Below are 12997 nucleotides of genomic sequence, written 5' to 3' on the forward strand. Positions count from 1 at the left end.
GCAATTGTTGTCCTTTCATTATAAGGTATTTCTTATATAAACTGAAATGGATCTGTATTGGAAGCCGAAACAACAAATTCAAGATCCGGAAATTTGCTTTCCAGAAAATCTTTGATCGGCTTTTTCATAACTTTCTCCGCATAATGTCCAGGATCAATAACAGACATTCCTGCTTGCCATGCATCCTGGGCCGCATGGAATGTCATATCACCGGTGATATAAACATCAGCACCCAGTTTCCACGCATCAGACCAGTATTTTTCACCACTTCCACCTAAAATCGCGACCGTTTTCACAGTTTGTGATAAATCTCCAGTTACCCGGAGTTTGTTAATATTGAGCACCTTTTTCATATGTTCACTGAACGACTTCAAGGTGGTTTCTTCCTTCAGACTGCCGATTCTTCCTATTCCAAGGGTTCTCCCTTCATTTTCCATCGGATACAAATCATAGGCCGGTTCTTCATAAGGGTGTGCTTTCAAAACAGCGTTGATGACAGAAGGTAATTTCGGCTGCGGTACAATTGTTTCAATCCTCATTTCATCGGCATATTCCAGTTCATTGGTTGTACCCAGATATGGATTTGTGCCTTCCAATGGCATAAATGTTCCCTGACCGGATGTTTGAAATGTGCAATGGCTGTAGTTTCCAATATGCCCTGCACCACTGTCACTCATCGCATTTCGGACATCTTCAGCATGTGTTCCCGGAACAAAAACAACAATCTTAACCAGTTTTTCGGTATGTGAAGGTAATAATATTTTCCGGTTTGTAATACCAAGTTCATCACACATTATATCATTCACACCGCCTTCAGCGATATCCAGATTAGTATGGGAAGCAAAAACCGAAATATCATGCTGAATCAGTTTTTGCAAAATACGACCCTTTGTGTCATCTGTATTCAGTTGATGAACAGATTTAAATAATAGTGGATGATGGGCGATAATGACATCAATATTCTTTTCGACCGCTTCATCAACGACAGATTCCAGTACGTCCAAGGTAACCATAACTTTTTGTACGTTTTTATTATAAGTACCAACCTGTAATCCTACATTATCCCAATTATAGGCCAAATAAGCAGGTGCCAACGATTCCATTGCAGCAAATAAATCTTTACTCCTGATAACTTGTGTCATCACACAAAACCTCCTCAATCCATTTCATTTCCTTCCTGTATTCCGCTGCTTTTAATTCATCTTTTACCTTTGCTTTTTCCAATTGTGACACGACCCGCGATCGTTTATCCAATTCCTTCTCCCATTTATTCTTGAATAGTGATGGTTGTTTTTGTAATAAAATTGGACCAAAAAGCAATTGTTTTTCCGTATATGGAGTTGCATGCAAGTCTTTTTCCGTAAGCTTATCGGCAACAATCACTTCATAAATATGACCATTTTCCTCCAAAATGGACTCATGCGTGATGACGTAGCCATTTGCAAGAAACCATCTGCGGATACTGCGTTCATCAACATTCGGCTGTGTAATGATTCTATCCACTTTATCAAGTTTTTGTTTGCCGTTTTCCAGAATGGACGTTATCAAAGTACCACCCATACCCGCAATGACGATATGGTTGACTTCATCCTTTTTCAGAACTTCCAACCCATCACCTATCCGAACATCAATTTTCGATGTCAGCTTATGCTTTTGGACAGATTCAACAGCACTTGTGTACGGTCCTTTACTTATTTCTCCAGCTATTGCCTGGGCATTGTCATCATGTTGACATACATAACAAGGTAAATACGCATGATCCGAACCAATATCTGCGAAAACAGCACCTTGGTCCAGGAATGATGCTGCTGTTCTCAACCGATTGGAAAGTTTTATTATATTTGTCATCTTTTTCTCCTTCAATAGCATAAAAGAGCAAGCCTGCTGCATGCTGCCAGTAAGCTCACTCTTTTTAAGCATAATGTTAATTTCTATAAATCGTATAAGTTATTTTTTCTTTGAGAGCCATTCAGCAACTGCGTCTGCTTCTGCTCCCTGTAATAAACCACCAGGCATTCCTGCTTTAGGGAATCCATTTTTGATAATTTCTCTGATTTCTTCTTTTGAATGCGTACTTCCCACTTTTTGAAGATTCGGTCCAACTCCACCGGAAAGATCAGCACCGTGGCAACTGGCACAAGTATTCTCAAAAATCTTGGATGGATCAGTTGATGCAGTTTCGCCACCTTTTGAATCCTGTGACTGTTCCTGTTTCTCCCCGCCTTTTTTATGCTCGTCCTCAATCGCCTGGCGCTGGTCAATACCAACAACTGAGATAACAATTACTAATAATATACCTACTACAGCGATGATAGCATACGGGATGACCGGGTTGTTTTTCATTGTATTTCCTCCTTATGTAATCCCTTATTCTATTTTTAAAGCTATATATATTCTACTTTAAAAACTGCATAGTTTAAAGGGATAATATGTGAATTTTTTAAAACGCTATAAAAACTGTTTCAGTTCATTATGATTTCATTGACAATCCCGAAGTTAATGGATTGTGATTTTACAACTATTGTTACCAAATGATATAAAAATAACCACAGCGGACCTTAGAAAAACAACATTGTTGTCTGCCTAAAAAAGACAGACAACAACAGTACTACAAGCTGCAGTACTGTGGATAATCATATTTATATAGGAAATCTATTTATAATTGCAGCAAAACCGGAAAAAAGAAATTGGGAGAGGATTGTGCTCTGCACTTTTAACTTCACCATTTCAATCAACCACAATTTTCCGGTTTATTCAAGAAAGTCTTTCAGCCGTTTGCTGCGACTCGGATGTCTTAATTTCCTCAACGCTTTCGCTTCAATTTGACGAATACGCTCTCTTGTGACACCAAATACCTTACCGACCTCTTCCAGTGTGCGTGTACGACCGTCATCAAGACCAAAACGCAAACGCAATACATTTTCTTCCCGGTCTGTAAGCGTATCAAGTACATCTTCAAGCTGTTCTTTCAGTAACTCATAAGCAGCATGGTCTGATGGTGAAACAGCTTCCTGATCCTCGATGAAATCACCCAGGTGTGAATCATCCTCTTCACCAATTGGTGTTTCCAGCGATACAGGTTCCTGTGCAATTTTTAGTATATCCCGTACCTTATCCGGTGACAGTTCCATTTCTTTCCCAATTTCCTCAGGTGTCGGTTCACGTCCTAAATCCTGCAGTAACTGACGCTGTACCCGAATAAGCTTATTTATGGTTTCCACCATATGCACCGGGATTCGGATTGTTCTTGCCTGGTCTGCGATAGCACGTGTAATTGCCTGCCGAATCCACCAGGTGGCATACGTACTGAATTTAAACCCTTTACGATAGTCAAATTTTTCTACCGCTTTAATCAGACCCATGTTTCCTTCCTGGATTAAATCAAGAAAAAGCATTCCTCGTCCAACATAACGTTTTGCAATACTTACAACCAGACGAAGGTTTGCTTCGGCAAGGCGCCTTTTGGCTTCCTCCTCACCATTTTCAATTCGATGCGCAAGGTCAATTTCTTCTGCGGCAGATAATAAATCCACCCTGCCGATTTCTTTAAGATACATACGGACAGGATCATTTATCTTAATACCAAGAGGAACACTCAAATCATTTAAATCAAATTCTTCCTCTTTGGCAATCTGCTGCATCTTAGGATCATCTTCTGAATCACCGATAATTTCCACACCCTGCTCTGTCAGGTACTCATAAAATTCATCCATCTGCTCTGATTCAAGCTCAAAGCTGGATAAACGGTCAGCCACTTCTTCATAAGCTAGCACCCCACGCTTTTTTCCCAAATCCAAAAGTTGGTCTTTTGCCTGGTCAAGTGTCAGCTCATGCTCATTTTCTTTTGTTTGTGAAGGCTTATTTTCGGCCATGAGTCCCCCTCCTTTCAACTGCTTTTAAAATTCAATTTATATTTTTCAACTGCTTCTGCAATTCAATAATCTGCATTGCAATCTGGGCAGCTTTAATCGGGTCATTTTGCTGTTCTGCAAGTTTTTGCTGTTCTTTCAGCGAATGAATATCTTTCATGCTGGATTGTTCAGCGTGAATCACCCGGATATAATCATTAATCTCCCGGTCACTGATATCCTCAGAAACAGGCATCATTGCAAGTTCCGTAACCAGTTGTTTAAGTGCGCTGTCGGATAATGCTTCAATAAACCTGCTTACATCTGCCTCGTGTCCTTCTTCATAAAAAGCGTATAAATGCGTGGCGACAACCTTATGGGTATCCACATTGAATGAAGCACCCAATTCCTCCTGCACTTTATCTGCAATTGATATATTCTGAAGCATGTGAGCAAGAAGCTGCCGTTCCGCATTTTGAAAGGCGGGCAGCAATCTGGCGGATGATTGAAGGTTTGATACCCTATTAGTATATCTGTTCTTTTCTCTCTTATCCTTATGAATTCCCATCTTCTGTCGATGATCCTGGAGTTCCTGCGTTAACGTATCCATTGAAATACTGTATTCATTACTTAACTCTTTCAAGTAATATTCCCGTTCAACAGGACTCTCAATCATCGCAAGCTGTTTAAGAATATCTTCAATATAATGTATACGGTCCCCTTCATTACGAAGGTTATAGTCCTTCTTCGTATATTGCATATAAAAGCTCATAAACGTTTTGCTTGATTTAATGACCTCTTCTTTAAAAGGTTCATCACCGTATTCTCTTATAAAACTGTCAGGGTCCATATTCTCCCGCAAATTGGCTATCTTCACTTGACAGCCGGTGGTACGCAGCAATTCCGCGGCTTTATATGTTGCTTCAACGCCCGCATTGTCTGCATCATAACAGATGATTACCGTATCAACATATCTTCTGAGCAATTTCGCCTGGAATTCGGTTAGTGATGTTCCCATAGTTGCTACGGAATTTTTTACCCCTGCCTGAAATGCAGATATCACATCCATATACCCTTCGAACAAAACAACCTCGTTCTGTCTGCGGATATGTTTTTTCGCGAGGTCAAAATTATAGAGAATTTTACCCTTTTGGAACAGCTCACTTTCCGGACTGTTTAGATATTTTGGTTCCTGACCGGTAATCGTTCTGGCACCAAAGCCAATGGTTTTGCCAAGATGGTTTCGGATTGGGATTGTAACCCTCCCCCTGAACCTGTCTGAGATGTTATTATCCTCGTTTAATGAAATAAGTCCGGCTTTAACCAATATTTGCTGATGATAACCCTTCTTTTCCAAAAACTCCGATGTGAAATTTTTGGCGTTTGGCGCAAATCCCAATTGAAATGCACCGATCGTTTCATCATTAATTCCACGCTCTTTAAAATATTGATAGCCCTCTTGACCATCTTTTGTATAGCGCAATAAATGATGATACAGTTTTGTTACCCATTCATATGCTGTGAGCACATTCTGATTTTCCGTGGAAATGGTGTTCTGGTTTTGAATGGTATTTTCCGGCAGTTCTATCCCGCTTCGATCGGCAAGAAACTTTAAAGCTTCATAAAATGAAAAGTCCTCGATCTCCATGATAAATGTCAGCACATTGCCGCCTTTTCCACAGCCGAAACAATGAAAAATCTGCTTTTCCTGTGTAACGGAGAAGGAAGGGGATTTCTCACCATGAAAGGGACATAACCCAAAATAATTCCGCCCCTGTTTTTTTAATTGTACATATTCTCCGACTACATCAGCGATATCATTGGATTTTCGGACTTCCTCGATAACCTCTTCAGATACCCGATTAGGCATATAAACCACCATGCTTTAATATAATTCGATATCCCTTAAGAATATCCTTCATTTTTCGACAATATTTTTTTGAAAGTCGAAAAAAATTTCCTTCTATGATGTTTGTACTTTAGAAGGATGATGCTTTCATACCTGTTTATTCACCTTTATTATTGTACCACCATGCTTGGCATCATAAACCCTTATATAAGGCATATTCTTGCCCATTATACATTAATTCTACACAAACAGGAAAGAATCCTTCCTTATTTTTAATATTTTATTTTTCTGACAACCTTACATAGCTACAATATATTTTCACACAAAGAATAATTATAATACAAAACAATGATGTATGCCACCATTTCACATACATCATTAAAAATTATTTATCTGCGAATCATATGCAATATATGATTCGCTGTTTCCTCAACAGCTTTATTGGAGACATCCACTACCTTGCATCCGATTTTCCCAACTACTTTATTAAAAAACTCAAGTTCCTTATGAATCCGCTCCATATTAGCATATGTTGCCTGGTCACCAAGGCCAAGTGCTTTTAACCGTTCTCTTCTGATTTCATTTAGCTTCTCGGGACTTATTTTTAATCCAATGCATTTTTCAGGATCAACTTCATAAAGTTCCTCGGGCGGATCGACTTCTGGTACAATCGGAACATTGGCTACCTTTAGTCGTTTATGTGCCAAATATTGTGATAGCGGTGTTTTCGAAGTTCGTGAAACTCCAATCAAAATAATGTCTGCTCTGGAAATCCCGCGTGGATCCCGTCCATCATCGTATTTAACTGCAAATTCAATTGCTTCCACCCGTTTGAAATAATCTTCATCCAATTTATGGACAAGCCCGGGTTTCAATCTTGGTGAATTTTCAAACACACGTTCCATCGCGTCCATCATCGGACCCATAATATCAATTGCCTCTATATCTTTTTCGGCCGCCTGCTCATTAACATACTGACGTAAATCAGGGTCAACCAATGTAAACCCAATGATTCCGTTCGTTTCCTGTGCAAGCTGAATCGTATCATCGATCGTTTTATTATCGTCCACATAGGGAACCCGCTGAATTTTGTATTCGCCATTATTAAATTGACTCAAACCTGCTTTAATAACCAATTCGGCAGTTTCACCGACGGAATCAGATAAAACATATACTAATTTAACAGCCATACAGAAGTCCCTCCCTCATTAATGCTCATCCATTATTAATTCCACAAATGCTTTTGTAATGGTAGTTTTCGTTATTCGACCAACAATTTCCAACCCATTTTCTTTTTCTTTTACAACGGGCAGGCCATCAATTTGTTTATTTATCAGCTTTTTTGCCGCATCAATCATTAAATCATTCCGAAAGCAGATCGTAATATTAGGCATTCTGGTCATAATAATGTGGACCGGAATTGCATTTAAATCCTGATTACCGATGCTTGCCCGGAGGAGATCCTTACGTGATAAGACACCTGTTAAACACGCATTGTTATCCACAACAAAAAGTGTCCCCACATCTTCCAGAAACATTGTGGAAATAGCATCATAAACAGATGCATCTTCCCTGACAACAATCGGTACGGACTGATACTCATGCACCTTAAACTTCTTAATTTTTTCTGTTAGAAGCTCTGAACCGGTTTTTCCAGTGTAAAAGTACCCTACCCTTGGTCGTGCTTCCAGAAATCCGGCCATCGTCAGGATGGCCAGGTCCGGTCGCAATGTTGCTCTTGTCAGATTCAATCGATCAGCAATATGTTCACCCGTTATCGGGCCGTTCGCTTTGACAATTTCAATTATTTGTTCTTGTCTGTTTGATAATTCCACTTTTTCACCACCTGCCGTAATTATGTCATACTATTATTAAATATTATAGACTAAATAGCGTGAAAAAGAAAATTCAGTTATACTAATGCATGATTAAAATTGCTGTTTCCACTCAATTGCGGACAAATCAGCGAAATCACGAATCAAGATCGCGATAGAATTAATCAGTCCAAGACGGTTATTGCGAATTGCCTCATCATCAGCCATCACCATATTATGCTCAAAGAATTCGTGTATTGGGTCTGCCAATGATTCCAGCTCTGATAAAGCAACATCCGCCTGCTGCTCATGATCTGGCTTTTTGAATCGTCCCGCGACATCAGTATACCTATCATACAATACTTGTTCAGATTCGGATTCAAACAAGGTAGAATCAATTTCAGTCCGGTCTGTTTTTCCAGCAAGATTCAGCGTGCGAACCAATGCTTCCTGAACAGGTTTAAAGGATGCGTCATTTCGTTTCCCGGACAGTAATTCAGCCTTATTAAACGAATAAGTTACTGCCCCGATTCCACTGTTCAAAACAGCTTTTATAACATCCTGTTCAATTGATTTATCCCGTAGTAAATACGTTATCCGTAAACCAAAAAATTGTTCCAGGTCATTTCGAACCGCTGATGGATCATTTTGTTCTATCGGGAGATCCCTGTACATTTCCTGCGCCAGGTCAAGCAGCGATTCAACCGATATATCCCATTTATAATGCAGCAATATTTTTAATATACCTGCTGCCTGACGTCTGAGTCCATACGGATCCTGAGAACCAGTTGGAACAAGACCAACTGACATACACCCTGTAATCGTATCCAGTTTGTCTGCAATACTGACTACAGCACCAGCCAATGTTGCAGGCAATTCATCATCCGCATGAATCGGGAGATAATGTTCTGCAATTGCTTTGGCAACAGCCTCTTTCTCACCAAAATGCAATGCATATGTTTCACCAATAATTCCTTGTAACTCCGTAAATTCATTAACCATATTCGTAGGGAGATCAAATTTGCATATTTCGGCGGCTCTTATCGCATCCCGACCTACTGGTTCATCAATTGCAAGATTGGTGATGAGCTGCCTTGTCAGTGTCTCCACACGACGGACTTTATCGCCAATGGTACCGAGTTTTTCCTGAAATACAATCCGTTCCAATTTTTGCTGGTAGTAATCAACAGAATGTTTCTGATCCTCATCAAAAAAGAATTTTGCATCGGATAACCTTGCACGAAGTACTTTTTCATTCCCTTTTACAACTGTTTCAAGGGCGTGATTATCCCCATTCCGAACTCCGATAAAATGCGGAAGCAGTTTACCGTCCGCTGATTTAACCGGAAAATACCGCTGATGTTCTTTCATGGAGGTAATTAATACGTTAGACGGAAGTACTAAAAATGATTCATCAAACGACCCTATAAACACCGTTGGATATTCAACCAAGTTTCGTACCTCATCAAGCAGTTCCTGATCAACAGGTATCGTGAAATGTTCATTTTTCTCCAAATTTTCAATCCCATCCAGAATCAGTTGTTCACGTTCTTTCGGATTGACAATGACATAATTTTTCTTAAGAATTGATTCGTAATCAGCAGGAACTGTCACAAAAACTTTTTCGCCAAGAAATCGATGGCCATACGTAAATTTATCCGATTCAACACCTGCCACAGACAGAGGGATAACTGTATCTCCATAGATAGCAGTAATCCAGCGAATTGGCCGTGCATACCGCAGACTTATATCAGACCAGCGCATATTTTTCGGGAACTGAATGGATTCAATGATTGAACCAAGTTCCGGCAGCAGTTCATCTGTCTTTTGGCCGATTGTTTCTTTTTTTACAAAAATATAGGTTTCGTCTTTAATATCTTTTGTAATGGTATCATCAACTGTTTTTCCCTGTCCTTTTGTAAAGCCAATTGCTGCCTTTGTCCATTCACCATCATCGGTTTTGGCAATCTTTAATGATGGACCTTTAACCTCCTCTTCAAGAGATGCCTGTTCTTCAGCGATATCCTTGATAAGAACAGTAAGTCTTCTCGGTGTTGAATATGAAGTGATGGAGGCATAAGCGATCCGTGATTTTTCCAGCCAGTTCTTCGTATTCTGTTTCAATTGATTTTCCGCATCATCGATAAAACGTGATGGAAGTTCCTCGAGTCCAATTTCCAGTAATACATCCACAGCCATTATTCTTCCTCCTTTGCAAGCATTGGAAAACCAAGTCTTTCCCGTTCAGCAACATATGATTTGGCAATATTTCTTGCCAGGTTGCGAATTCGTGAAATATAGCCGGTTCGTTCTGTAACTGAAATCACACCTTTGGCATCCAACAAGTTAAATGTGTGGGAACATTTTAGTACATAATCATATGCAGGAAAAACCAATCCCTTTTCCATCGTCACTTTTGCCTCTTTTTCATACATTGTAAAAAGCTGAAACAGCATATCTGTGTCTGATTCCTTAAACGTGTACATGGAATGCTCATATTCCGGCTGCAAGAAGATATCTTTAACTGTAAAACCTTCTGTCCATTCCAGATCAAAAACATTTTCCTCATCCTGAATATAAGACGCCAACCGTTCAATTCCATATGTTAATTCAACCGTCACCGGGCTTGCTTCCAGTCCGCCGATTTGTTGAAAATACGTAAATTGCGTGATTTCCATACCATCTAGCCACACTTCCCAGCCTAAACCCGCAGCGCCAAGAGTTGGATTTTCCCAGTTATCTTCCACAAAACGAATATCATGTTCAAGCGGGTCAATTCCAAGCGCCTGTAATGACTCTAAATATAGTTCTTGTATATTTTCAGGCGATGGTTTCATAACAACCTGGAATTGATGATGCTGATACAGCCTGTTGGGGTTCTGTCCATATCGTCCATCAGCGGGACGTCTGGATGGCTCCACATATGCCGCATTCCATGGTTCAGGACCAAGACTTCTTAAGAGTGTCATCGGTGACATGGTACCTGCGCCTTTCTCAACATCGTACGCCTGCATTAAGATACAGTTTTGATCTGACCAATGTTTCTGAAGTGTTAAAATCATTTCCTGTATATTCATCATTACAGCCTCCAAAGCATATTGTTTTTATACATCTAAAAACCCGCCCCTATGTCATTTTCAAACGACATAGGGACGGGTTGTTAATCCGTGGTTCCACCCTATTTGCCCATTCCAATCATGAGCCACTTTATACAGCATGCTCGGGAGCGCCGTTCCATAACACCTTGTTATCCGGCTTCCACCACCCCGGATTCGCTTAAAACAGGATTCCATTATGTACTACTCTCCGTCTTCACAAAATATTAGCATGTTAAAATTATGTAAAAATCATACTCCATTTATTATCCGTTGTCAACATATGCTGCCATTATTATAGTTTATCAAGTTGATTCAGAAACTTTTTTGATTTTAGGTAGTAACCGCCATACTGTTCATAATACGCATCAATAATCTGCCGGATTTTTTGAATATTTTCCGGTTTGACAGAAATGGAACTGACGCGTTCCAGACCGACACCGGCAAACAAGCGCATTAGTTTGGCTGCTTTATCGGGAATTACCGCTGCCTCCGGGTCCATATGCCTGCACCTGCTGCACAAAAGGCCGCCCTCTGTTACGGAAAATGAAAAAGGTGCCTTATTACCTCCGCAATTCACACATCTGTCAACGATTGGGGCAAATCCGCCTTTGGCAAACACCTTTAATTCATACATCATCATTGGAACCTCAACAGCATCATGTTCTGCTATCCAGTTTAATGTTTGAAGTAACTGATTATATAAATAAATATCCGGACTTTTTGTATCTGTCAATTTATCCGTTAATTCAGCGATATAAGCTGTATATGCCGTTTTAATAATATCTTCCCGTATAGGCCGGAATGAATTGATTACCTCCCCTTGTTGAATGGTACTTAATCCGGAACCGACATAAACGAAAAATTCTCCCAATATGAATGGCTGCGTGACGGCAGCCATTCTGCTTTTTGGTTTTTTTGCACCACGTGCAATAGCACTGATTTTTCCTAATTTATTGCTGAATATCGTAACAATTTTATGTGTTTCACTGTAATCTTGTGTTCTTATTACAATACCTTCCATTTTTTCAAGCAATCGGTATCACCTTTTCCCCGATTTATCTGCATGCTACATGTTTGTATCAAATGATGATACTTGCTCATTATCCTGTCTTTTCACCGAAGTATTGGCATTTTGTTCTGGTTCTTCCAACTCTTTCAATAATAAATAGGTTTCAATGTTTCCTGTCTGACTAAATAATCTCCAGGTAAAGTCGATCACAAGAAACCCCACCTTTCTTTGAACTTATTTGAAAAAGTACTTATTCCTTAGAATTACCACTGTTGGAGAAACAATAAGTAATAAAATTTACCAAGTTTAATATTCATCTGTCCGAAAACCCAGTTCTCGCAACTGTGATTGCTTATTCCGCCAATCTTTCTGAACCTTTACCCATAATTCAAGATAAACCTTGGAACCAAGCAGTGATTCAATATCTTTTCGGGCATATTTGCCAATATTTTTCAGCATGCTGCCTTGCTTACCAATCAAAATTCCTTTTTGTGTCTTCCGTTCCGTTATAATAGTTGCCTGAATAAAAACAGTATCCGATTCACGCTTTTCAATGTTTTCAATGGCTACAGCGACAGAGTGTGGTACTTCCTCCCTTGTCAGTTGCAGTGCTTTTTCCCGGATGAGTTCACCTATAATAAACCGCTCCGGATGATCAGTTATCTGATCTTCGGGATAATATTGCGGTCCCTCCGGAATATATTCTTTCAATACATTCAGCATATGCTGCACATTGTTTCCTTGCAATGCGGATATTGGTACAATTTCTTTAAAATCATACTTATCTTTATAGGATTTAATAAGTGCAAACAGCTCATCGGGATGTATTAAATCAATCTTATTGATAATTAGAAACACCGGCCGATTCGTTTGTTGAAGCCGATCAATTATATACTGATCTCCTCTGCCATAACCTTCTTCTGCATTAATCATAAACAATACAGCATCAACTTCATTTAACGTGTCTTCTGCGATTTTTACCATAAAATCACCAAGACGATGTTTTGGCTTATGGATTCCAGGTGTGTCAATAAAGATCAGCTGGGCATCTTTTTCTGTTAAAACTCCTTGAATTTTATTGCGTGTTGTTTGTGCTTTATCGCTCATGATTGCTATTTTTTGCCCTATCACATTGTTCATGAACGTGGACTTTCCAACATTCGGTCTGCCGATGATTGCTACAAATCCTGATTTATATTTGCTGGACATGATGTTATTCCTCCACCGTTATTTCTATCTAGTGTTTATATCATACTATAAATTCACGCGTATTTCATATATACGACAAAACCTTTAAAAAATTTTTTGTTTTCCTCATTCCTCTACTGCAATCGACACGATAAAGTCTCCGTGAAAGCGGATTCAAAACAATTATCTGT

At 39.5% G+C, this 12997-nt stretch carries 12 protein-coding genes; all 12 read right to left on the bottom strand.

Annotated elements, in window-relative coordinates:
* Window positions 1–32: 32 nt before the first annotated feature.
* Entirely contained in the window at window positions 33–1142 is a 1110-nt protein-coding gene (locus tag B1K71_RS11465) for a Nif3-like dinuclear metal center hexameric protein (protein ID WP_077327017.1), read from the bottom strand.
* Entirely contained in the window at window positions 1120–1848 is a 729-nt protein-coding gene (locus B1K71_RS11470) for a tRNA (adenine(22)-N(1))-methyltransferase (protein WP_077327019.1), read from the bottom strand. The genes B1K71_RS11465 and B1K71_RS11470 overlap by 23 nt, the downstream gene beginning before the upstream one ends.
* A gap of 99 nt (window positions 1849–1947) precedes the next feature.
* Complete coding sequence (cccA, locus tag B1K71_RS11475) at window positions 1948–2343, bottom strand: cytochrome c550 (RefSeq protein WP_077327021.1); 396 nt, start codon at window positions 2341–2343, stop codon at window positions 1948–1950.
* Between the two features lie 407 nt (window positions 2344–2750).
* The gene (gene rpoD, locus B1K71_RS11480) at window positions 2751–3872 is read right to left on the bottom strand and encodes an RNA polymerase sigma factor RpoD (protein WP_077327023.1); all 1122 of its coding nucleotides are present in this window, start codon (window positions 3870–3872) and stop codon (window positions 2751–2753) included.
* 31 nt (window positions 3873–3903) lie between these two features.
* The gene (dnaG, locus tag B1K71_RS11485; RefSeq protein ID WP_077327025.1) at window positions 3904–5718 is read right to left on the bottom strand and encodes a DNA primase; all 1815 of its coding nucleotides are present in this window, start codon (window positions 5716–5718) and stop codon (window positions 3904–3906) included.
* 368 nt (window positions 5719–6086) lie between these two features.
* Window positions 6087–6887, bottom strand: a complete 801-nt coding sequence (locus B1K71_RS11490; RefSeq protein ID WP_077327027.1) for a pyruvate, water dikinase regulatory protein — start codon at window positions 6885–6887, stop codon at window positions 6087–6089.
* A gap of 18 nt (window positions 6888–6905) precedes the next feature.
* On the bottom strand, window positions 6906–7532 hold the full coding sequence (locus B1K71_RS11495; RefSeq protein ID WP_077327029.1) for a helix-turn-helix transcriptional regulator: 627 nt from the start codon (window positions 7530–7532) through the stop codon (window positions 6906–6908).
* 93 nt (window positions 7533–7625) lie between these two features.
* Window positions 7626–9710, bottom strand: coding sequence for a glycine--tRNA ligase subunit beta (gene glyS / locus B1K71_RS11500; protein ID WP_077327031.1), 2085 nt, complete (start codon window positions 9708–9710; stop codon window positions 7626–7628).
* Window positions 9710–10588, bottom strand: a complete 879-nt coding sequence (gene glyQ, locus B1K71_RS11505) for a glycine--tRNA ligase subunit alpha (RefSeq protein ID WP_077327033.1) — start codon at window positions 10586–10588, stop codon at window positions 9710–9712. Before glyQ ends, glyS begins: the two co-directional genes overlap by 1 nt.
* 313 nt (window positions 10589–10901) lie before the next feature.
* Window positions 10902–11642 carry a DNA repair protein RecO gene (recO, locus tag B1K71_RS11510; protein WP_077327035.1) on the bottom strand — a complete coding sequence of 247 codons (741 nt, stop codon included), beginning with the start codon at window positions 11640–11642 and terminating at the stop codon, window positions 10902–10904.
* A 33-nt stretch (window positions 11643–11675) separates the two neighbouring features.
* The gene (locus B1K71_RS11515; RefSeq protein WP_077327037.1) at window positions 11676–11828 is read right to left on the bottom strand and encodes a YqzL family protein; all 153 of its coding nucleotides are present in this window, start codon (window positions 11826–11828) and stop codon (window positions 11676–11678) included.
* 96 nt (window positions 11829–11924) lie between these two features.
* On the bottom strand, window positions 11925–12827 hold the full coding sequence (gene era / locus B1K71_RS11520) for a GTPase Era (RefSeq protein WP_077327039.1): 903 nt from the start codon (window positions 12825–12827) through the stop codon (window positions 11925–11927).
* Window positions 12828–12997: the final 170 nt, after the last annotated feature.

Origin of the sequence: Virgibacillus siamensis (assembly GCF_900162695.1) — a bacterium.
Lineage (GTDB): Bacteria > Bacillota > Bacilli > Bacillales > Amphibacillaceae > Lentibacillus > Lentibacillus siamensis_A.

What these genes read in the sequence shown, in the direction of transcription:
- rpoD (WP_077327023.1), bottom strand. Translation starts at nt 3,872, where the DNA reads ATGGCCGAAAATAAGCCTTCACAAACAAAAGAAAATGAGCATGAGCTG.
- B1K71_RS11470 (WP_077327019.1), bottom strand. Translation starts at nt 1,848, where the DNA reads ATGACAAATATAATAAAACTTTCCAATCGGTTGAGAACAGCAGCATCA.
- B1K71_RS11490 (WP_077327027.1), bottom strand. Translation starts at nt 6,887, where the DNA reads ATGGCTGTTAAATTAGTATATGTTTTATCTGATTCCGTCGGTGAAACT.
- glyQ (WP_077327033.1), bottom strand. Translation starts at nt 10,588, where the DNA reads ATGAATATACAGGAAATGATTTTAACACTTCAGAAACATTGGTCAGAT.
- B1K71_RS11465 (WP_077327017.1), bottom strand. Translation starts at nt 1,142, where the DNA reads ATGACACAAGTTATCAGGAGTAAAGATTTATTTGCTGCAATGGAATCG.
- cccA (WP_077327021.1), bottom strand. Translation starts at nt 2,343, where the DNA reads ATGAAAAACAACCCGGTCATCCCGTATGCTATCATCGCTGTAGTAGGT.
- glyS (WP_077327031.1), bottom strand. Translation starts at nt 9,710, where the DNA reads ATGGCTGTGGATGTATTACTGGAAATTGGACTCGAGGAACTTCCATCA.
- dnaG (WP_077327025.1), bottom strand. Translation starts at nt 5,718, where the DNA reads ATGCCTAATCGGGTATCTGAAGAGGTTATCGAGGAAGTCCGAAAATCC.
- era (WP_077327039.1), bottom strand. Translation starts at nt 12,827, where the DNA reads ATGTCCAGCAAATATAAATCAGGATTTGTAGCAATCATCGGCAGACCG.